The following is a 21,969-nucleotide window of genomic DNA, read 5'->3' as shown; positions in this document are numbered from 1 at the left end:
GACACTTCGACATGGCTCGTCGCTTCATTTCCCGGATGGCGTGCGTCATCGCCGGCGTGTGCGCGTGGTCGTGCGCCTTTGCCGCAACGGACGACGATCCTTCGACCATCGTCAGCGACGATCACGAGTTCGTCGTCGCCGCCGACGGCTCGCTGACCGAAGACGACACCGCCGTGCTGCGCGCGAACACGTCGGCGGGCGTCGACGAGATCGCGCAGCGCTACGTCTGGTACGACAAGAGCGTGTCGAAGGTGGATATCGTCGAGGCGTATTCCGTCGATGCGAACGGCGCGCGCCACGACGTCTCGCCCGATCAGATCCGCGACATTCAGGAGCCGCGCTCGGCGGGCGCGCCGACGTTTCAGGACGCGAAACTGCGCGCGATCATCTTTCCGGCGGTGGGCATCGGCTCGACGGTGCATCTGCGCTCGCGCAAGAGCCAGGCGGCGGCGGTGATTCCCGGGCAGTTCAACTATTACGTCGATCCGGGGCAGCGGCCCGTGCTGCAGCAGCGGCTCGTCTTCGATCTTCCTGCCGACAAACCGCTTTATGCCGATGCGCGCGGCTATGTCGCCGAGCCGCCCGTCACGGAAAACGGGCGCACGCGCTACGCGTTCACCTACCGGCGCGAACGTATCGCGCGCATCGAAAGCGGCTCGGTGGGCTATGCGCAGTACGGGGATCGCCTGCTGGTCACGACCTTTCCCGATTACGCGAGCTTCGCGAAAAGCTACCGCGACGCGGCCGCGGATCCGGGCGCGAGCGATCCGGCCATCCGCGCGCTCGCGCAATCGCTCACGCAAAACGACCCCGACGATCGCGCGAAAGCCAAAACGCTCTATGACTGGGTGCGTCATTCGATCCGCTATGTCGCGATGTTCATCGGCCAGAGTCCCGCCGTGCCGCATCGCGTGACGGACGTGCTCGCGAACCGCTACGGCGATTGCAAGGATCACGTCGCGCTCTACGGAGCGCTGCTCGACGCCGCCGGCATTCGCAACGAGCCCGCGCTGATCGGCCTCGGCTCGGTCTATACGCTGCCTTCGGTGCCGGGCTACGGGGCGGGCGCGATCAACCACATCGTCACGTGGCTGCCGGACCTGAACGTGTATGCGGACAGCACGGCGTCGAGCGTCGAGTTCGGCTTTCTGCCGCTCTCCGACATGGATCGCCCCGCGCTGCTCGTGAACACCGGCGTGCTCGCCCGCACGCCCGCGACCCAGCCGCTCGCGCGCACGGCGCGACTGCAGATCGAGGTCGCGCCGCAAGGCGAGGCGAGCTTCGCGTACTGGGTCGAGGATGCAGGATGGAGCGCGGAGATCGAGCGGATGAACCTGCGGCTCGCGAATGCGCAGCGGCGCGACCAGATCGCGGCGGACCGGCTGCGCTTCACGAACCTGCGCGGCGCGGGTGCGCTGACCACGAGCGATGTCGATGCGAGCGGCGGCCCGTTCGCGACGACGTTGCGCGGCACGCTCGACGATGTCGTCTGGCCGACCGGCACGACGGCCTTGCCGGCGCTGTCGAGCCTGTCGGGCGGCATCGCGACGGCGACCCGCACCTGGCTCGCCGAGCGCACGCGCACGCAGCCGTATCTGTGCATCGGCGGGACGTTCGACGAGGTCTCGCAGATCACGCTGCCGAAGACGATGCGCGTGACCGAAGTGCCCGCCGATCAGGATCTGACGGGCGCTTTCTTTCGCTACCGCTCGCGCTATCTCTTCGATCCGTCGACGAACGTCGTGCAGATTTCGCGCACGCTGGACGCGCGCTTCGGCAAACAGGTCTGCACGCCCGACGATTTCCGGGCGGCGCTTCCCGCGCTGAAGCAGATCGAGCGGGATGCGCAGGCGCAGATCATCGTGAAGGCCGCCGGCCGGTGACGCTCACTCCATGTCCCGCGCGACGCGAAAGCCGTTCTGCGACTGCCGCACGCTGGAACTGTATTTGAAGCGCGTCGCCGACTGCATGTAGGACGCGCCTTCGCGCCACGAGCCGCCGCGAATCACGCGCACCGAGCAGGATGGATCGTCCCACGCGCGGCCATCGACGGGCGCGCTCTTGTACGAGCTGTGCCAGCAATCGGCGACCCATTCCCAGACGCTGCCGTTCATGTCGTAGAGGCCGTAGGGATTCGCGGCGAACGAACCGACGGTGGTCGGCGAATCGGGTTTGTACGGATCGCCGCAATCCTTGCAGTCGGCCGTGCCCTTTTTCATCTGATCGCCCCACCAGTACGTGGACTGCGTGCCGCCGCGCGCGGCGTATTCCCATTCCGCTTCCGTCGGCAGGCGATACGGCTTGCCGCCCACCTTGCTCAGCCATTTGACGTAGACCTGCGCGTCGTCCCAACTCACGTTGCGCATCGGCGCGTTGCCGGGCGGCGTGGCCGACTCGCCTTCCGGCGCGACGCGCGTGCACGCGCCCGCGTCGGCGCAGGCGTTCCATTGCTCGACCGTGACTTCGTATTTGCCGATGGCGAACGCCCGTCCGATCGATACCTTGTGCGGCGGCTTCTCGGCGGGATCGTCGTTGTTGCTGCCCATCGTGAAGCTGCCCGACGAGAGCGGAATCAGGATCGGGCACGCCGGGCAATCCTTGATCTCGCCGCCGCTTGCCGTCTTCGCCGCGGGCTTGCTGGTGATGGCGGCGGGCGGCGCGGTCACCGCGGCGGCGGCGGGTGCGGCCGGCGTGGTCGGGCGAGGCTTTTCCGGCGCGGCGGCGGTGGCCGGCGCGGACGGCGCCGGCTTCGGCGCCGGTGCGGCGGGCGTCGCGGTTGCCGCCGGTGGCGCCGTAGTCGACGATGCCGCCGGTTTCGCATTGCCCGCCGCGCGAAGACGCTCGATGCGCGCCTTGGCGAGCGCGGCGAAACGGCCGTTCGGATACGCCTTCAGATACGCCTCGTAGTCGCTCGGATAATTGCTGTCCTTGATCGATTCCCAGAACGTCAGTTCGTACTGCTCGTTGCTGTCTTTCGGGAGGATGCCGCGCGTGCGCACGATATCGGCGGAATCGGCGGCCGCGATACGCACGCGCGCCGCTCTATCTGCGATGGGGACGCCCGCGTCGAGCGTCGATGCGATCCACGGCCTTTGCGCGCCGCGCGATGCCTGCGCGACATCGGACGCCGCCGCCGCGAATGTCGCCGGCGTCACCGGAGAGCCTGTGCCCAGCGCGCGCAGCAGCGCTGCGGTGTAACGCCCGTTGCGATCGCTTTCGGCGGCGGCATCGCCGGGCGCGGCGGCATACGCGACGAGCGTGCGCGGCGGCAGCGTCCACGTCCGCACGTTCGTTTTTTCGAAGGGATCGGTGAGGCACATGTCGAGCACGACGATGTTCGCCGCGTCCGGCCGCGCGCGCGTCATGCGCTCGACGATGTCCTTCGCGGAGAGCGTGTCGCGCACGAGCGTCGCCGGTCGTTGCTCGCTTGCGTCGAGCGGCATGAGCCGCGCGTCGCCGCCCGCCTGAAGGCCGTGGCCCGCGAAATAGACGAGCGCCGTATCGTCCGGTCCGAGACGCGCGGCGAATGCGTCGAGCGCCTGGCGCATGGCCGCTTCATCGAGATTCGTGCGGCGTGTGACGTCGAAGCCGAGCGCGCCGAGGGCCGTGCTCATGTCGTCGGCATCGCGCGATGCGCTCGCGAGCGGACGATCGGCATAGTCTGCATTGCCGATCACGAGCGCGAGATGCCGGGGCGCGTGCGCGGTCGTCGTGCTTGCAGAAGAGATAACCGACGGGATGACCGACGCCGCGCTCGCGGGTGCGGGCGCGAGGCCGATCGTCAGCAACACGCCCGCGATGAGAAGAGTTCGCCACATGTTCACACCCTGTCCGTCCGGCTTTGAGTGGAGGGCATCGCGTTGCATACGCGCTCGATGCCGAGGCTTTGGGGCGAGGTCCGCGCCCTCAGGCACCAACAACGATAGCACGCACTCACGCGCCGCTTAATCCCCTGAAGGGAGGTATCCGTGAAGAGGGCCGAAGCACCGCCCTGTGTACGTATCTTTTTTAAACGTTACGTCCTAATCTAAAAGCCAACGACGGTGCATCACACAACCCGCGTCACGCTCCGGGCACGAGCTTTCGCGCGTGCAAGGTGCGATTCCCTGGCCCATCCAAGAGGCCTTTCAACGAGAGAGGCGTGCATAACATGCTGAGAAGAACCGTGCTTGGCGCGCTGGCTTCCCTGGCCGCGCTGGCCGCCGATTCGTCGTTTTCCGCCGCCGCGCGTGCGCGCACGCCCGCTCCGCCGAACGCCGAGGCGTACATCATCTGGCCGCCGGACGGCGCCGTGATTTCGGGCGGCAAACTCTGGGTGCGCATGGGCCTGCGCAACATGGGCATCTGTCCGAAGGGCGTCGATCTGCCGAACGTGGGTCATCACCATTTGCTGGTCGATGCGGATCTGCCGCCGCTCGATCAGGAGATCCCGTCCGATCGCAATCACCTGCACTACGGCGCGGGCGAAACGGATGCGCGCCTCGAACTGCCGCCGGGCAAACACACGTTGCAGTTGCTGATGGGCGATTACAACCACGTTCCGCACGATCCGCCGGTGTATTCGAAGAAGATCACGATCACGGTGAAATGAGCTGTGCACTTGCCGAGGGCACATGACATGAAAAAACGATCCGCTGACGCGCTCGCGCTCGCGCGTTCGCTTCTGTTCGCCGCCACGCTCGCGACGGCCATCGCCGCACCGTGCGCGTACGCCGGGCCGACGCCCGCGCCCGCGAACGCCTACGCGTACATCGGCTATCCCAACGACGGGCAGACCATTCCCGCGGGCAAGCCCTTCCGGGTCTGGTTCGGGCTGCGCTTCATGGGCGTCGCGCCGCGCGGCGTGAAGTTTCCGAACACGGGGCATCATCATTTGCTGATCGATGTCGATTTGCCGCCGATGGATCAGGAGATTCCATCGGATCGCAATCATCTGCACTACGGCGCCGGCGAAACCGAAACCATGCTCGAACTGCCGCCGGGCAAGCACACGCTGCAACTTCTGATGGGCGATGACAAGCACATACCGCATAACCCGCCCGTCTATTCCAAAAAGATCACGATCTACGTCAAATGACGCCGGGCGCCGCGTGAGGCACTGAGCGGCGCCTTTCCCGATCGCTTATATCGAATTCGAATCCGCGCATAGTTCGCGGAAGGGGAACGCTCGTGCGTGCATCCGTGTGCGGTGTCGTTTGCGAACCGACAGTGTCGGCGGCAAGTGTTGGAAGTTCGGCGTCATCAAGGCTGGCCCGACGACGCAGCGCAATTCGACGAAAGGCTTGCGCAGCAACGAGTTCAACGAAATACAGCCGATGCCCGACGTGATTGGCACACGCCATGCATTACAGGGTCGCGAGCCGGACACGTTGCTCGAAGCCACCACCGAATGCGCGACGCGCACCCAAGGAGAGCGGAAATGAAGACGCTGATCATCAAGGACCTTCCCGTCACCGAAGCACTCGACAGCCGCGCCATGTCCGCTGTCCGCGGCGGCTATGCGACCTTGTTTCCCGGCTATATCTCGATGAACGGCGCGACGCTCTCGATGCCGTTCAATCCGCAGCAGATCATCAACCAGACGCAGACCACGTTCAACCAGAACGGCAGCAACGTCGCGTTCGCCGAGGCGCTGAAGTCGCAATCGACGGTTTCGCCGACGCAAAACGCGAAGAACATCGCCAACGTCAACTTCGGTGTGGCGGGCAATCTCGCGTGAGCATGTTTCGCAGCAGGCGTTCAAGCAGTCAGCAGTAAAGGCGGGGCACGGGGAGCTCTGCTGTAACACCGCCCGCAGCATCCCGGGCGTTGCGGTTCGGCCGGGGTCGCATCCTGCCGGACCGCGTCACGAAAGCGCGACGTGCCACAGAGCACGCGCGCGCCACGTGACTTACCCCGTATGGAGTCGCGGCGCGCCGTGTGATTTACTTGAAAGACCGACGGCCGGCGCCGTGCTTCTCACCCATCAAACCGACCGTCGGTGCGCGTTCACCGGGAGCGAGATCGTGCGAGCCTTGTTGCCATCGTTGCGCGTCATCAGCAGGCGCGAATGGGCCGTGCTGCCGGGGCTGATTGCCGCTGCGTTGCTGTCCGGCTGTATCGACGTGAAAGTGCCGACGTATCAGCGGCCCGATACGCCCGAGAAAACGTCCTTCACGAAGATCGACACCGCGAAGGTCGCCGCCTCCGACACGATTCAGCCCGACTGGTGGAAGCAGTTCCACGATCCGACGCTCGACGCGCTGGTGGAGAAGGCCATCAACGGCAACTTCGACATCAAGGTGCTGGCCGCGCGCATTCAGGTGGCGGGCGCGCAGATCGGCGAGGCGCGCGCGGGCGCGTTGCCGTCGATGGATCTCGGCGCGGGCGCGAGCTTCGAAAAGACGACAGGCCAGAAGTTCTCGAAACAGTACAACCTGGCGACGCAGGTGAGCTGGGACATCGACATCTGGGGTACCGTCGAAAAGGGCGTGCAGGCGCAGAAAGCCGAATTCCGCGCGACCGAAGCCGACTGGCGCGCGGGCTATCTCGAACTCGTCGCGCTCGTCTCGACGACGTATTTCCAGATCCTCCAGTTCGACGATCAGATCGCCCAGCAGCAGCAGACCATCGCGACGAACCAGCAGATCCTGACGATCTTCGAGGGCATGCAGAAGAACGGCCTCGTGCCGAAGACGCAGGTGCTCACGCAGCGCGCGGAACTCAATCGTCTGACGCGCGAACTGCTGGAACTGCGCCGCTCGCGCGATCTCGCGAACAATGCGCTCTCGACGCTGATCGGCGTGCCCGCGGGCGAATTCAGGATGCCCGACGGCAAGCTGCAAAAGCGCGTGCAGGTTCCTCCGGTGCCGGGCGGACTGCCGTCGCAGTTGCTCGCACGCCGTCCCGATCTGATCGCGGCGGAGTATCGCGTGCTCGAAGCGTACGACCTCGTCGGACAGGCGAAACTCGCGCAACTGCCGACGATCAACCTGACCGGGCGTGGCGGCACGGCGAGTTTTCAACTGACCGATCTGCTCAAGATGTTCACGCTGAGCTTCGTGCCGAGCATCAACATCCCGATTCTCGATCCGTCGGTGCGCGCTCACGTGAAGACGACCGAAGCGCAGACGACCGTCGCGGAACAGCAATATCGCAGCACGGTGATGAACGCGTTCGAGGAAGTGGAAAACGCGCTCGTCAATCTCGATTCGCACACGAAGCAGCGCGTCGAGTTGCAGCAGGAAGTCGATCAGTTGACGGTGGTCGCCGCGCAGATCGACGCGCAACTGAAAGAGGGCGTGATCTCGCAGCTCGAAGTGTTCGAGACGGAGCGCACGCTGCTCGCCGCGCAACTTGCGCTGCTCGCGAACCATCAGCAGATTCTCTCCGACACCGTGACGCTCTACAAGGCGCTCGGCGGCGGCTGGCCGATGGTCGACGTGCAAAGCGCGAGCAAGGACACGACGAAGTGAAGCGCTCAATTAATATCGCCGGGCGCATTCATATGAATTACTAACGATCGTTCAATATCGATGGCTATTTGCGTGACCAACCGCTGCCGCACGATTGACTACGACGATGCGTGACTTAAACTCTCAACAGCCGCCGGTGACGAATGACATTAACAACGGCGCGACCCAACCTGTCCATGCGCCCGACGTTGCCGGGCATTCCTCTGGCGCGTCGGCGGCAGCGGCTGGACGTACCGCGTGACATGGACATGGCTCAAGGCTTTTCCGTTGCGGAACAACAGCCGGGCGTGGGCGAGGCGTTCGACGTCATCCTGAAGCCCGCGCCGCATCCCGAGCTTGCCGGCGAACTGGCGGACAGGCTCACGGAAATCCGCATCGACGAAAATCTCTTCGCGATCGGCCGTGCCGAAGCGCCGTTCGATACGAGCCCGCCCGAAGCGGTCGCACAACTTTCGCGCCGTCACGCGCGCATTTTCGTCGAGCACGGTTTCGTCTATATCGCCGATCTCGCGAGCAAGAACGGCACGGCGGTGAACGGCACGCCCGTGCGCGATACGCCTGCCCGCGTGCGAAGCGGCGACGTCATCTCGTTCGGCAGCCGGCTGTCGTATCGCGTGCAATTCGCGCCGCGCGCGCGGCGTTCGAACGCGCCGAAGCCGATCGGCATCACGCTCACGCCGCAGCGCGACGATCTCGGTCTGCATCCCGTCGAAGTTCCGCAATTTCCGTTTCTCGTCAGCAAGACCGACGAGACCTTCGCGCGCTATCGCGAGCAGTATCCGCATCAGGTCAACTACGTGTCGCGGCGGCACGCGCATGTGTTCATCAAGGGCGGCGCGCCGTTCGTCGAAGATCTCGGCAGCACGAACGGCACCTTCGTGAATGGCGAGCGGCTCGGGGCGTCGGCGGTCGAGCTGAAGAATGGCGATATCCTCGCGTTCGGCGGCACGCACTTCGCGTACACGGTGCATCTGCACGGCGAAGAAAGCGAGTCGACGCTCACCGAAATGGTCGCGCAGGTGCAAGCGCCGTCACTCGACGATGAACGGGACAGCGACAAGACGACCTTCGTCGGCTCGGCGCATTCGTTTCTGGATATCTTCTGCGTCGATCAGGCCGCCGCGCGCGAGGACGAAGTCAACGAAGAAGCGCAGCCCAGGCCCGCGCCCGAAAGCCGTCATGACACGCGCGCCGCGAAGCGCAGCAAGTTCGCGCTCTTCGTGGGCGAATTGCATCGCGCGCTCGCCAGCGACGATAGACAGGCCGCGCGCCGCACGCGCATCATTCTCGTGTGCGTGCTGGCCGCGCTCGTCGCGGGCGGCGCGGTGCTCTTCTATAGCGGCTCGCCCGAGCGTCACGCGAAATCGCTGATGGCGCACGGCGAGTTCGGCGAAGCGGCGACCGTCACGAACGACTATCTGAAGCGGCATCCGCAAGACGCGCAGTTCACGTCGATGAACACCGAAGCCGTGCTCAAGTCGAACGTGCCGCGCTGGCTCGCCGCATTGAAGAAGGGCGATTTCGCAAGCGCGGATGCGATCATCGCGCAGATGCGAACGCTTGCCGAGCATAACGCCGATGTGCATTCGCTCGTCGATGAACTGGAGTGGATCGGCAAGCTGGAAAGCTTCGTGATGAGCCGCGGCGGCTCCGATGCGCCGATCCGCATGTACGGCGACGAGTCGCGCATCGGCGCGATCCTGAAGCACTGGGAGGCGGACGCGGCGGGGCATCAGCGCGATCTCGACCGCATCGCCGGCTACGTGCCCGAGTTCCGCGATCCGTATGCGCTCGCGCTGAGTCATCTGCGCAAGCTGCAAAGCGACGATTCCGTGTATCTCGCAGCCATCGACAGGCTCGATGCGAGCATCGTTAAAAGTCTCGGTCAGGACGATACCGATGCGATCGGCGCGTCGCTGAAGGAATACGCGGACAAGTATCCGCGCCTCGCGGGTCTCGATCGCGTGCGCGCCGATCTCGATACCTACACCGGCTTGCGCCGCAGTCTGACCGCGCCGAGCCTCGCGCCGCTCGCGGGATCGGTGAGCAAGGCGAACTTCTCGACGCCGCCGTTCCAGGCGAAGTTCAGGCAGATGGGCGCGAGCCAGTTGCCGCCGCACGACGTGCTCGCGCAATACGGGAGCGTCGCCGATGCATGGAATCGCGGTCAGAGCGCGCAGGCGATCGACGGTCTGCAAAAGCTGCCGCAAGGTTCGTGGTCGCCGACGGTGCAGAAAGAACTCGCGCACAAGAAGGCCGTGACCGCGCAGTTCGCCGACTTGCAGAAGGCGCGCGGCACGAAGGGCTACGAAGAAGCGTTGCTGTCCTTCTATGAAACGCTCGATCTCGATGCCGACACGTTCTATGCGAAGGCCGTCGCGCCCGATCTCGCCTCGCTGAAAGACAAGGCGACGGCCCGCGCGCAGACGCTGATGACGCAGGCGCAGACGCTGTGGCAGCAGTATCGGACGAACGGCGGCATCGGCGGGTCGCAGCGGCTCGAATCGGGCGTGTCGGATACGTTCAAAACGCAGGCGCGGCTCTTGTCGGACGCACAGGATGCGGCCACGCGCGGCATGCGCATTTTCAGGCAGGTGAAGGCGGACAGCGCGACGGCCAAGTGGACCGCGCTCGCCAGCGAGATCGGCACGGAAGCGGATTTGCAGCGGCGCTCGCTGCAGGATCTGCGGATGGTGCTCGAACCGGGGCTTCTCAATACCAAGCTGAGTCTGATCAGCGGAGGCACGAGCAGTGAAGAGAGACACACACCTTAAGCCGCTGTCGCAGGCGCTCGGCGAGCACGGCGCCGAAGGCATCGCGATTCTCACGGCCGAGCCGCTCGGGTTCACGCAGGGGCTCATCTTCGCGATGGTGGCGCTCGTCGCGTCGGCGCTCGTTTGGTCGTTCGTCGGCCATGCGGACGTGATGGTCAGCGCGCAGGGCACGCTCGCGCCGGAATCGGAAGTGCGGCGCTTCTACGCGCCGATCGATGGCGAACTCGCCGATCTCTATATCGCCGAAGGGCAGCCCGTGCGCAAGGATGACGTCGTGGCGCGGCTGAACGCACGCGGCGCGATCGAGGCGGCGAGCAACGCGCTCGAAGCGCAACTGAAGCTCGACGACGCCGAGCGCGAATGGAAGCAGTTCCCCGAGAAAAAGCTGCTGATGGAGCGCAAGATCGCGGCGCTCAAGGATCAGATGGATGTGGAGGAGCATCAGCATCAGCAGCGCGTGGCCGAGGGCACGAGCAAGCTCGCGGAAGGCCAGAAGGCGCAGTTGCAGGAAGCGCGCAGCACGCTGGAAAACGCACGCCGCGGACGCGACGCGGCGAAGGTGGAACTCGACCGCTTCCAACGCCTGCTCGCGCTGCCTGGCGGCGGCGGCGTGGCCGAGGCGCAGGTCGATGCGAAACGCAACGCATATCTCGAAGCGGACGGCGCGTATCGCGTGGAGCAATCGCGGCTCGCGGAACTCGACTTTCGCCTGAGCCACGATTTCACGCAGGCGAAGCGTCAACTGGAAACGAGCGGTCAGGAAGCGACGAGCCTGCGGCTGCAATACGAAGCCGCGATGCGCGAAGTGGCGAGCACCGAAGACAAGTTGCGTTTGCAACTACAGACGGCGCGGCTCGTCGCGGATGCGGCCGCGCGCATCAAGTTCGAGAACATCGACAAGGATAATTTTCTGCTGATTCTCGCGCCGGTGTCGGGCGTGGTCACCGACGTGACATCGACGCAGCCCGGCGACAAGATCCAGGCGAATACGCCGCTCGGCGGCATCGCGCCGGCGAATGCGAAGCCGGTGCTGAAGATCGAGATCGCGGAGCACGACCGCGCGTTCCTGCGCGAAGGGCAGCGCGTGAAGCTCAAGTTCAACGCGTTTCCTTATCAGCGCTACGGTGTGATCGACGGCACGCTCGCGTTCATCTCGCCCGCGACCAAGCCGAGCCCGACGACCAAGCAGCCCGTCTACGAAGGACGCGTGACGCTCGATCGCGATTTCTATCAGGTCGCGGACACGAAGTATCCGCTGCGCTACGGCATGACGGCGACCGCTGAAGTCGTGGTGCGCGAGCGGCGCCTGATCGATCTCGGGCTTGATCCCTTCCGCAATGTGGCGGGATAGGAATGGAGGGTTACACGAGCACCGCAACGCGGACATGATGCGCAAGTTCAACAGAACCGAACGGAGAACGACATGACGGCGATTGTGCGTATCGACGACGAAGTGGTCGACGTCGGCGAGTTTGTCAGGTTATTGAAGCTGAACGGCCAGTTCGACGGTCTCATCGAGCAACTCGTGCGCGACAAGCTGACCGTGCGCGCGGCGAAGAAGTCGGGCGTCGGCGTGAGCGACGACGAAATACAGAACCGCGCCGATCAGTTCCGCCGCATTCGCGGGCTGCATCGCGCGGCGGACATGAATAACTATCTCGATGCGTTGCACGTGAGTCTCGACGAGTTCGAGGTCTTCATCACCGACACGCTCTATCAGGAAAAGATGCTCGACAGAGTGGGCACGGAACGCGAGATCGAAGAGTACTTCCAGCTCAATTCGCCGAAGTTCGACAGCATCGAAGTCAGTCACATCCTGCTCGATACCGAAGGCAGCGCGAAGGAAATGATCTCCTATCTCAACGACGATCCCGACAGCTTCGCCGAGATGGCGCGCGAGCATTCGCTTGCGGATACGCGCGACGCGGGCGGCGTGATCGGCCGCGTGATGCGCGGGCAGATGAAGCCGGAAGTGGAGGCGAAGGTGTTCAACGCGGAAGTCGGCGATCTGCTCGGACCGTTCATTTCCGCGGATGGCGCGTCGTATGAAATCTTCGCGGTGACGGCGAAGTATCCCGCGAAGCTCGACGAAGACGTGTCCGCGGAAATCCGCCGCCTGCTGCGCGAAGACTGGATGATGGCGCGCGCGCAGGAGCACGTCATCGAAGCACGCTGACCGACGGGGAAAGCGATAGAACATGGACGCTCCATCGAACCTCGATTCGCCCGCCGACTTTCTTTCGTCGGTCGAGATTCTTTCGCCCTTCACGCGCGAGGAGATCGAGCATCTGGCCGCGAACGCCGAGTCGCGCCGCTTCGGCTTCGGCGAGACCGTGTGCAACGCGGGCGATGCGGCCGACGGGCTCTATATCGTGAAGGCGGGGTCCGTGCGCATCTTCACCGAAGAGCACGGCAAGGAAATCAGCATGGGGGTCAAGAAGGAGCGCGAGTCCTTCGCCGATATCGCGATGCTGCGCGACTACCGGCACGAGTCGTCGGTGCGCTCCTCCGGCAAGACGGAGCTGCTGTATATCCCGCGCGTCGCGATCGATCCGGTCATCGCGAAGAATCCCGCCGCGCTCGCGTTCGTGACGAGCTATGTCGCGATCAATTCGGCGGGCGGCTTCGTCGCGAAGCTCTTCGATCTGCGCGGCAAGCTCAACAAGGCGGAACTCGAAGAGTGCGTGCGCAGCGTCGGCGTGAAGCGCGTCGGCGAGGGCAAGGAGATTCTCAAGCAGGAATCGCGCGACGACCGGCGTCTCTATGTCGTGCGGCAGGGCGAAGTGCGTATCGTGCGCGAAGAGGGCGGCGAGAAGCATGTGCTCGCGACGCTCGGCCCCGGCGAGATCTTCGGCGAAAAGGCCTGCGTGATGCGCCAGGAGCAGATGGCTTCGGCGATCGCGAGTGCGGATACGCGCCTGCTCGTGATCCCTGAAAAGACGGTGCATTTCATCATCGAGCGCAACGTGAAGCTGCGCGAAGTGCTCGAAGAGCGCATCCGTTTCACCGAACGCGAATTGCAGCGCCAGAAGAAACTCGCCGAGCGCCGCAAGCTGCCCGCGATGCTCGATCTGCACACGAAGCCCGAACTGGGCGAGCGCGTCATCAAGCGCTTCGCGTGGGTCGAGCAGGCCGAGGAGATGGATTGCGGCGCGGCCTGTCTCGCGATGATCTGCCGTCACTACGGCATCAACATGACGCTCGGCAAGCTGCGCGAGCTCGCCAACGTGACGACGTCCGGCGCGACGCTCGATTCACTTGCGCGCGCGGGCGAGTCGCTCGGTTTCACGACGCGCGGCGTGCAGTGCACGTTCGAATCGCTGCGTGGCTTCGAGATGCCGTTCATTGCGCACTGGGAGGGTTATCACTACATCATCATCTACGGTGTGTCGAGCGAGAACGTGTGGGTCGCGGACCCGGCGATCGGCTTCAGGAAGATGACGGTCGGCGAGTTCGAGCGCGGCTGGAGCGGCACGTGCCTGCTGTTCACGCCGGGGCAGGATCTCACGCAGAAAGCGGTGTCGCGCTCGCCGTGGCTGCGGTTCGTCGGCTATCTGAAGCCGTACAAGAAGATCCTGCTGCATCTGTTTCTTGCGACCTTCGTGATTCAGGTGCTGGGCGTGATTCCGCCGCTCATCATCCAGAATATTCTCGACGGCGTGATCGTGCATCAGAACGTCAACCTGCTGCATGTGCTGATCGCGGGGCTCGTTATCGCGAGCCTGTTCACGCAACTCATGACGACGATACGCGCCTACCTCGCGAACTTCATGGTCCGCAACATGGACTTCGCGATGATGTCGCAGTTCTTCAAGCACACGTTCTCGCTGCCGTTCGGCTTCTTCGCGAAGCGCAAGACCGGCGACGTGTTCGCGCGCTTTCAGGAGAATCACACGATCCGCGCATTCCTCACGGAATCGACGGTATCGACCGTGCTGAACCTGCTGATGCTCTTCATCTACTTCACGATCATGTTCCTCTACAACGTGAAGCTCACGTTGCTGCTGATCGCGTTCGTGATTCCGATGATGGTCCTCACGATCGTCGCGACGCCGCGCATCAAGCAGAACGCGCGCGAGACGTTCAACGCGGGAACGGATGCGCGTTCCTATCTGATGGAAGCGCTCGGCGGCGTGGAGACGGTGAAGGGCATGGGCATTGAACGGCCCGTGCGGTTGAAGTGGGAAAAGAAGTACGCGAAGTCGCTGGAAGTGCAGTACAAGTCGCAGCGTTTCAATATCGCGGTGGGCTTGTGCAGCCAGTTGCTGAATGCGGCGACGACCATCGGCGTGCTGTGGGTCGGCGCGAATCTCGTGCTCGAACGCGAGCTGACCATCGGGCAACTGATCGCGTTCAACGCATACATGGGCAGCGTGCTTGCGCCGCTGATGGGCCTCATCAACCTGTGGAGTCTCCTGAACGACGCAGGCGTCGCGATGGAGCGGCTCGGCGACGTGCTCGACATCGAGCCCGAGCAGAAGCCCGAAGACATGCAGCAGCGCGTGATGCTGCCGGACCTGCAAGGCGACATCAGCTTCAACGGCGTGTACTTCCGTTACGGCGACGGCGACGCGCCCTACGTGCTGGAGAATGTCAGCTTCGATATCAAGCCGGGCGAACTCATTGCGATCGTCGGGCGCAGCGGCTCGGGCAAGACGACGCTCGCGAAGCTGCTCGTCGGTTTCTATGCGCCGAGCGAAGGCAAGATGACCGTCGATGGCTACGATATCAATGTCGTCGACAAGGGCTTCTTTCGCGCGCAGATCGGTTACGTGATGCAGAGCAATCTGCTGTTCTCGGGAACGATCGCCGAGAACATCGCGAGCGGTGATGAAGCACCCGACAGGCGGCGCATCGAGGAAGTCGCGAAGATGGCCGATGCGCACGCGTTCATCGTGAAGATGCCGCTCGGTTATGAGCAAGTGGTGGGCGAGCGCGGCGTGGGCCTTTCGGGCGGGCAGATTCAGCGGCTATGCATTGCGCGCGCGCTCTATCACGACCCGCGCCTGCTCGTGTTCGATGAAGCCACGTCCGCGCTCGACACGCAATCGGAAAGCAATATTCTCGGCAACATGCAGGAGATATTGAAGGGACGCACGGCGGTCATCATCGCGCACCGGCTCTCGACGATTATGCGCGCCGACAAGATTCTCGTGCTGTACGAAGGCGGCATCGTCGAGCAGGGCAAGCACGACGAGCTCGTCGCGAGAAAAGGTATGTACTACCAACTCGTGCAAAAGCAACTGAGCGCAGCATGAAAATACTCGACCAACCCGAAAGCGACACCAGCGCGCCCGCGTCATCGGCGATTTCGTATGCGGGGCTCATCGAGAAGATCGAGATTCTGCGCTCGACGCTCAGATGGACCTCGCGTCTCGAACGGCCCGAGATCGAAAAGCTGCTGCGGCAGGCGAGCACCTTGCGCGACGAAGTCATGCAACTGTCGCACAAGGAGCGCTTCGTGCAGGCGGCCGCCGCCGAACCGAAGCGCGACCTGCCGCCGGGCGCGCGGCGTCAGGCGCTGATCGAACGCAGCTTCGTGTTCGAAGGCACGTTCGGCGATAACCCGAAGCTGCTGGAAGCGCTGGAAATCGCGGAGAAAGCTGCACCGACGGATCTGCCCGTGCTGATCGACGGCGAGAGCGGCACCGGCAAGGAACTGATGGCGAAGGTCATTCACGCGAACGGCTCGCGCGCGGACAAGCCGTATATCTCGGTGAACTGCGGCGCGATTCCGGATAATCTGCTGGAGTCCGAACTATTCGGGCATCGCAAGGGTGCGTTCACGGGCGCGTCCAACGATCGAAAAGGCAAGTTCGAAAGCGCGCATACGGGCACCATCTTTCTCGATGAAATCGGCGAACTGCCTTTGTCGGGGCAGGTGAAACTGCTGCGCGTGCTCGAAGCGCACGAGATTCAGCGCGTCGGTTCGGATGAGCCGATCGCGGTGGATACGCGCATCGTCGCGGCGACGAATCGCAACTTGCGCAAGTTCTGCGACGAAGGGCGCTTTCGCGAGGATCTGTTCTATCGGCTGAGCGTGATTCATCTGACGTTGCCCGCGCTGCGCGAACGGCGAGACGAAATTCCGCTCTTGCTAGCCTATTTCGGCGATGAAGCCGCCGCGACCTTGAAGCGCAGGCCGGTGAAGCTGTCGCCGAGGCTGCGCGATTTTCTGCGCAATTACGACTATCCCGGCAATATCCGCGAGTTGCGGAACGTGATTTACCGGCTCGCGTGTCTCGCGGGCGATATGGCCGACATCGATCATCTGCCGGTCGATATCCGGCCGAAGTCGTCGCTCTCGCTGGCGATGGGCGGTCCCGCCGCGGGCGGCAACGGCATCGCGACGGCGAGTTCGCTCGCGGAAGCGAAGCGCGTCGCAAGCGACGAGGCGGAGCGTGCGTTTCTCGAACGCGGCTTGCAGGAAACCGGCGGGACGGTCGCCGAACTGGCGAGACGCTATGAGATGAACCGCTCGCATCTGCAGATGCTTCTGAAGAAGCACGGGCTGCATTCGAAGGAGTTTCGCGCGGCGGCGCAGAAGAACAAGGAAGCGGGCGGATGAAACGTCTCTAAACCGACGGATTCACCTGCGTCTTGTCCGGCGCCATCAAATCCTCCGCGTGCGCGACGACCACCGAAATATTGTCGCGTCCACCGCGCGCCAACGCGATCTCCAAGAGCCTTTGCGCCGCCATGTCGCAATTGCCCGGCGCGAGTTCGTTGATGATTTCCGCTTCGCTCACCTCGTTCGACAATCCGTCGCTGCATAGCAGAAAGGTATCGCCATCGTTCAGCGCGAGCGTGTTTTCGTCGAGTTCGAGCACGTCGAGCGCGCCGACCGCACGCGTGATCAGATGCTGCGCCGGATGATGCAGCGCTTCCTCCGCCGTGAGCTGGCCGCGCGCCTTGAGTTCTTCCACATGGCTGTGATCGCGCGTGAGCTGCACGAGCCGTCCTTGCCGGAACAGATAGATGCGGCTGTCGCCGGCCCACAGGTAGCCGCACGTGCCATCGCGCGCGGCGAGCAGCACCACCGTGCTGCCGATGCGCGAGACCATCCGCCGCGACGCTTCCGCGCGCAACTGGTCGTTCACGTCGAGTAGCCGCGTGCGCGCATCGGCGATGACGCCCGACAGGTCGTTCGACGCCGACACCCTGGCGAGGCTCTCGATCACGAGCCGGCTCGCCAGATCGCCGACCGCGTGTCCGCCCATGCCGTCCGCGACGGCCCACAGGCCGCGCTCGGGCGCGTCGAGCAGCGCGTCTTCGTTGATCTGCCGCACGCAGCCTGTGTCGGTGCGGGCGGCGGAAGTCCATCGAAACTCGGTGTTGAAGGTCACGTCAACCTCCGGAATCCTGGGTGGCGCGGCGTCGGGCGCATGTCGCGGACTGTCCCGCTCATTGTGAACCAACGCGCGCCCGAAGCGAATCTTGATCTGCACCGTTCAACCCGCGCGATTCCCCGCGACCGAGTTCGGATTGACCGTGAGCGTCGCGCCGTTGCCCGTGTTGCTGACCGCGACGTTCTGAAACTGATTCACCATCTGGCCGACCGTGATGTTGGTGATGTTATTCGTGACCTCGTAGACATTGTTGGTGACGTCGATGAGGTTCACGATCGCGCCGCCGCCGCCCGCCACGCCGCCGCCCGAAGGACGTTCCACATAGGGCGTGATCCAGCCGTACACCCATGGCGCACCGCCTCCGCCGCTGATGGCCGACATCGCCGCGTGATCCAGCTCGCGGTCGTATTCAAGATCGGTGACGGTGAGAGCGCACATGTCGTTTCTCCGGGAAGGGCCTGTGAGCAGGACGCACGGAGTGAATGCAAGGCTCATGCCGACGCGCGCGCTCTTGCGAGTTTTTCTGCGCGCGCCTGATCGGGCGGCGTTCTGAAGCGACATGCCGAATCGCGGCCGATGAAATACGTTGGGCCGTCGCCAACATGCGATGTCGGCGCAACGCCGAACAACCAACATTCGCGGATGCATCCGGCGCACGAAGGCCAGTGCGCGTTCTGACGCACGGAGCCCAACAGACACGTCGCGAAACTGTCTGCCGATCAAAAACACAATGCCGTTGAGAATCGCTCGTAAATCGTCATTAACCAAGCAAATTCAATGACTTAAGTAACCTGGCAAGGAAGATGCAAATGACATGGCAACCCGGCACCAGACAAACACCTGGCGCCAGCAAGAAAAACTCGGAGCCAGCCATGTCAACCAACCAACAAACCGGACTGATCGACCAGCAAGCCGCCGCGGGCGTCTTCTCGCTCGACGACGAACCGGCGCTCGGCACCGAACTCGTCACGCGCCGCTCGGGTTACGAACATCACGGCATCTACGCGGGCAACGGCATGGTCATCCACTATGCGGGCTTCGCGAAGTCGCTGCATCGCGGTCCGGTCGAGGAAGTCAGCGTCGAGCAGTTCGCCGCCGGCCACGAAGTCACGATCCGTCAGAACCCGGCCGCGAGGTTCGTCGGCATGGAAGCGGTGGGCCGCGCGCGCAGCCGCCTCGGCGAAGACAACTATCACCTGCTGACCAACAACTGCGAGCACTTCGTCACGTGGTGCCTCGACGGCCGCGCCCGCAGCCGTCAGGTGCAAGCGTGCTTCGCGCATCCGCGCGCCGCGCTTCGCGCCGTGTCGGGACTTTTCCGCGCCTATGTCGCCGCCGAGCGCCGCCGCCGCATGAACGCGGCGCTCGCAGCCTGAACCGCATGTCTTGCCGATCGATACCGAGGAGACCATCATGCAAACCACCGAAAACTCGCTGCACTGGGCCGTCGACAAATGGCTCGCCCCGACACCCGCGCGTCCGGCACGTGTCGTGCGTCTGTGCCGCTCGCATGTCACGGGCGCGCGCTATGTTTGCATCGAGGCGCAGCATCCGGGCGGCCCGCTCGCGATCATCTTCTTCCGCCACGACGACGGCACCTGGAACGTGTTTCCGCCGCAGGCGAAGCGGCCGTCGATGAGCGCGCAGCGGCTCGCGGCGTAATGCGCGCAGCGAATGCGTACGATGAGCCGGGGCGCGTCGGGCTGCCCCGGCTTTGACACGGCAATCCCGCTGCCGCTACTCTAGGTGTACGGAACGCGGCCGTTCGATGAAGCCGCCGGGTCGCACGGATGCGTCAAGTCGTGGTAGTTTTGCGTCCGTGAACCAGATCGTACATTTTCGAGGTATTGCCGATGACCCAGCCCGACTCCTCTTCCTCCGCCCGCGCGACGCCCGATTCGACTCTCGGCGACAATCCGCTCGGCATCGCGGGGCTGGAGTTCGTCGAGTTTTCCAGTCCCGATCCGCAGGGGCTCGCCAGGCTCTTCGAAACGCTCGGCTTCGTGCCCGTCGCGCGGCACGTCAGCAAGGCGGTGACGCTGTTTCGCCAGGGCAGCATGAATTTCCTGCTGAACGCCGAACCGGATTCGTTCGCCTCGCGCTTTGCGGAGTCGCATGGCGTGGGTATCGCGGCGATCGGCATTCGCGTGCTGGACGCGCAGGTCGCCCATGAGCGCGCGCTCGAATACGGCGCGTGGGATTTCGAGGGCGAGAAGATCGGCCCGAACGAACTCGCGATTCCGGCGATTCAGGGCATCGGCGACTCGCACATTTATTTCGTCGATCACTGGCCGGGCAAGAACAGCGGCGAGACGTCGATCTACGACATCGACTTTCGTCCGATTCCCGGAGCGAGCGCGGATCTCCACGGCACCGGCCTGCTCGAAGTCGATCACTTCACGCAGACCGTCGGCGCGGGCCGCATTCAGGAATGGCTCGATTTTTATCGCGAAGTGCTGCATTTCTCGGAGATACATCAAGTGCATCCGGACTGGCATGTGTCGCAGGATTCGGCGGTCACGCTGTCGCCGTGCGGCTCGATCCGCATTCCGGTCTACGAGGAAGGCACTTATCGCACGGATCTGATGCAGCAGTATCTGCCGGATCACGAAGGCGAGGGCGTGCAGCATATCGCGCTCGCCTCGGCCGATATCTTCGCTTCCGTCGATGCGCTGATGGCGCGCGGCGTGCGCTTCCTGCAGCCGCCGCCACGCTATTACGACGAAGTCGGCGAGCGGCTTCCGGGCCACGGCCTCGACATCGGCAAGTTGCGCACGCGCGGCATTCTCGTCGACGGCGAGATTCTCCCCGACGGCACGCCGCAGCTTTTCCTCCAGACCTTCGTCGAGCGCCGGCCCGGCGACATGTTCTTCGAGATCGTCGAGCGGCGCGGGCATCACGGATTCGGCGAGGGCAATCTCGCCGCGATCGCGAAGGCGCGGGGCTGAATCGGCACGCCTTCGCGCGCGGCTTCATTGCACGACGATCGTCCCCGTCATATGCGGGTGCAGCGAGCAGAAGTACTTATAGGTGCCCGGCTTGTCGAACACGTGCGAGAAGCTCTCGCCGCTGTCGAGCGGATCGGACTTGAAGCTCTTTCCTTCGTCGGTGACGGTGTGCAGCATGTCGTCGTGATTCACCCACGTCACCTTCGCGCCGACCGGCACGGTGACCGACGACCGGCTGAACGCGAAGTTGTCGATGGAAATGGTCGGCGCGCTGGCCGCCGCGAGCTGTTGCGCGGGCTCCTCTGCGCAGGCCGCGGGAATGGCGGCGCTGACCACACCCTTCACGACGAGCGCGAACGCGGCCTTGCGCAGGAACTTGCCGGCGAGCGGGCGGAGATTGGCGGGCGAGACGTAGCTCGCGATCATGGCGGCGTTCATGATTGCGCGGCGGCGAGCGCCGTGTCGGTGATGGCCAGTTGTCCGCGTCCCGCGACGTGCGTGACTTCCCGCAAGCCGAGCATCGTGCGCAGTTGCTCGGCGGGCACTTTCATCGGGCCGGGCCCGGACGGCGCGCCCGGCGCGGGTTGCGGAAACGCTGTCGACATCGCCGAATAAAAACGCATTTCGCCTTCCACTTTTTGCGCCACCTGATGTACGTGGCCGTTCAATACCGTCACCGAGCCGAAGCGCTTCAATAGCGCGAGCGCCTGCGCGCTGTCGTCGGTGCCCCAGCCCCACTGCGGATACAGCGCCCACAGCGGAATATGCGCGAACACGACGATCGGCGTGCTGCTCGATTTGCCCTGCAAGTCCGCCTTGAGCCACGCGAGCTGCGCATCGCCGAGAAAGCCGAGACCGCCGCCCTTCAGGTCGATCACGTTCGTGAGGCCGATGAAATGCACGCCGCCCTGATCGAAGCTATACCAGTGGCGCGTGCTGTCCTTGCCGTATTGTCCGGAAAAGCGCTCGAAGAACGGATTGCCGTCCTCGACCAGCACGTCGTGCTCGCCGGGCACGTAATGCACGTCCATGCCCGCCTTGTTGATGATCTGCGTCGCCGTGTCGAACTGCCCGGGCTTCGACGTGTGCGTGATATCGCCCGTGTGGATCATGAACGCGGGGCGCGCGTTCATCGCGCTCACGCGGTTCACGGCTTCTTCGAGCGTGCTCGCCGGCTCCGTGTTCGGATCCTTGTTGAAGCCGATATGGCTGTCGCTGATCTGCACGAAGCTGAACGAACTCGTCTTCTCCGCAGCTTCCGCCGATGAAATCAGGCGCGACACGGGCACGCCGCCGCTCACGGTCCAGATGACGCCCGCGCCCGCCCAGGCCATGCAGGAGAGGGCGGTGCGGCGGCGTTTGCCGTGCTCGTCGAGTTCGTCGCGTTGCTGTGCGGGCAGTGCGTTCGGGTCGGGGTTCATGATGGTTCCTCTGATGATCGCGG

The 21,969-nt window shown here is 64.2% G+C and carries 18 protein-coding genes; 13 read left to right on the top strand and 5 right to left on the bottom strand.

Annotation, left to right across the window (positions count from 1 at the left end; translation table 11 throughout):
- Positions 1–11 precede the first annotated feature (11 nt).
- Entirely contained in the window at positions 12–1,883 is a 1,872-nt protein-coding gene (locus NOV72_RS03085; protein WP_245932863.1) for a DUF3857 domain-containing transglutaminase family protein, read from the top strand.
- A 3-nt stretch (positions 1,884–1,886) separates the two neighbouring features.
- On the opposite strand, the gene NOV72_RS03080 is transcribed toward NOV72_RS03085, so the two are convergent.
- Positions 1,887–3,818, bottom strand: coding sequence for an SUMF1/EgtB/PvdO family nonheme iron enzyme (locus tag NOV72_RS03080; protein ID WP_106853265.1), 1,932 nt, complete (start codon positions 3,816–3,818; stop codon positions 1,887–1,889).
- Positions 3,819–4,150: 332 nt separating this feature from the next.
- On the opposite strand from NOV72_RS03080, the gene NOV72_RS03075 reads away from it, so the two are divergent.
- The 9 genes from NOV72_RS03075 (at position 4,151) to NOV72_RS03030 (ending at position 16,796) form a co-directional block, all read left to right on the top strand.
- On the top strand, positions 4,151–4,591 hold the full coding sequence (locus NOV72_RS03075; protein ID WP_035511122.1) for a DUF4399 domain-containing protein: 441 nt from the start codon (positions 4,151–4,153) through the stop codon (positions 4,589–4,591).
- A gap of 27 nt (positions 4,592–4,618) precedes the next feature.
- A complete protein-coding gene (locus tag NOV72_RS03070) occupies positions 4,619–5,077 on the top strand; it encodes a DUF4399 domain-containing protein (protein ID WP_106853069.1) in 459 nt (152 codons plus the stop codon).
- Between the two features lie 342 nt (positions 5,078–5,419).
- Positions 5,420–5,719 (top strand): hypothetical protein, encoded by a 300-nt coding sequence (locus NOV72_RS03060; RefSeq protein ID WP_106853067.1) that lies wholly within the window; start codon positions 5,420–5,422, stop codon positions 5,717–5,719.
- 307 nt (positions 5,720–6,026) lie between these two features.
- A complete protein-coding gene (locus tag NOV72_RS03055; RefSeq protein ID WP_425428707.1) occupies positions 6,027–7,454 on the top strand; it encodes an efflux transporter outer membrane subunit in 1,428 nt (475 codons plus the stop codon).
- 248 nt (positions 7,455–7,702) lie between these two features.
- Positions 7,703–10,228, top strand: coding sequence for an FHA domain-containing protein (locus NOV72_RS03050; RefSeq protein ID WP_106853263.1), 2,526 nt, complete (start codon positions 7,703–7,705; stop codon positions 10,226–10,228).
- Entirely contained in the window at positions 10,206–11,579 is a 1,374-nt protein-coding gene (locus tag NOV72_RS03045; RefSeq protein ID WP_106853066.1) for a beta-barrel domain-containing protein, read from the top strand. The genes NOV72_RS03050 and NOV72_RS03045 overlap by 23 nt, the downstream gene beginning before the upstream one ends.
- A 72-nt stretch (positions 11,580–11,651) precedes the next feature.
- Positions 11,652–12,404, top strand: a complete 753-nt coding sequence (locus NOV72_RS03040; RefSeq protein ID WP_106853065.1) for a peptidylprolyl isomerase — start codon at positions 11,652–11,654, stop codon at positions 12,402–12,404.
- Between the two features lie 22 nt (positions 12,405–12,426).
- A complete protein-coding gene (locus NOV72_RS03035; protein WP_106853064.1) occupies positions 12,427–15,486 on the top strand; it encodes a peptidase domain-containing ABC transporter in 3,060 nt (1,019 codons plus the stop codon).
- Complete coding sequence (locus NOV72_RS03030) at positions 15,483–16,796, top strand: sigma-54 interaction domain-containing protein (RefSeq protein ID WP_106853063.1); 1,314 nt, start codon at positions 15,483–15,485, stop codon at positions 16,794–16,796. Before NOV72_RS03035 ends, NOV72_RS03030 begins: the two co-directional genes overlap by 4 nt.
- A gap of 7 nt (positions 16,797–16,803) precedes the next feature.
- On the opposite strand, the gene NOV72_RS03025 is transcribed toward NOV72_RS03030, so the two are convergent.
- Positions 16,804–17,574 (bottom strand): PP2C family protein-serine/threonine phosphatase, encoded by a 771-nt coding sequence (locus NOV72_RS03025; RefSeq protein WP_106853262.1) that lies wholly within the window; start codon positions 17,572–17,574, stop codon positions 16,804–16,806.
- A 105-nt stretch (positions 17,575–17,679) separates the two neighbouring features.
- Positions 17,680–18,015 (bottom strand): hypothetical protein, encoded by a 336-nt coding sequence (locus NOV72_RS03020; protein WP_106853062.1) that lies wholly within the window; start codon positions 18,013–18,015, stop codon positions 17,680–17,682.
- Positions 18,016–18,449: 434 nt separating this feature from the next.
- On the opposite strand from NOV72_RS03020, the gene NOV72_RS03010 reads away from it, so the two are divergent.
- The 3 genes from NOV72_RS03010 to NOV72_RS03000 all read left to right on the top strand — a co-directional run bounded on the left by NOV72_RS03010 (position 18,450) and on the right by NOV72_RS03000 (position 20,525).
- Positions 18,450–18,953: a lecithin retinol acyltransferase family protein gene (locus tag NOV72_RS03010; RefSeq protein WP_106853060.1), complete on the top strand. Its 504-nt coding sequence runs from the start codon at positions 18,450–18,452 to the stop codon at positions 18,951–18,953.
- A gap of 37 nt (positions 18,954–18,990) precedes the next feature.
- Positions 18,991–19,239, top strand: coding sequence for a hypothetical protein (locus tag NOV72_RS03005; RefSeq protein ID WP_106853059.1), 249 nt, complete (start codon positions 18,991–18,993; stop codon positions 19,237–19,239).
- 191 nt (positions 19,240–19,430) lie between these two features.
- Positions 19,431–20,525, top strand: a complete 1,095-nt coding sequence (locus NOV72_RS03000; RefSeq protein ID WP_106853058.1) for a 4-hydroxyphenylpyruvate dioxygenase family protein — start codon at positions 19,431–19,433, stop codon at positions 20,523–20,525.
- Between the two features lie 24 nt (positions 20,526–20,549).
- Here the strand turns inward: NOV72_RS03000 and NOV72_RS02995 are convergent, their stop codons facing one another.
- Complete coding sequence (locus NOV72_RS02995; protein WP_106853057.1) at positions 20,550–20,963, bottom strand: cupredoxin domain-containing protein; 414 nt, start codon at positions 20,961–20,963, stop codon at positions 20,550–20,552.
- On the bottom strand, positions 20,960–21,946 hold the full coding sequence (locus tag NOV72_RS02990) for a metallophosphoesterase family protein (RefSeq protein WP_106853261.1): 987 nt from the start codon (positions 21,944–21,946) through the stop codon (positions 20,960–20,962). Before NOV72_RS02990 ends, NOV72_RS02995 begins: the two co-directional genes overlap by 4 nt.
- Positions 21,947–21,969: the final 23 nt, after the last annotated feature.

It is taken from the genome of Caballeronia novacaledonica (genome assembly GCF_900258035.1).
Classification (GTDB): domain Bacteria; phylum Pseudomonadota; class Gammaproteobacteria; order Burkholderiales; family Burkholderiaceae; genus Caballeronia; species Caballeronia novacaledonica.
Note: the sequence above shows the minus strand (reverse complement) of the source record. Positions and strands in the feature narration are given on the sequence as shown.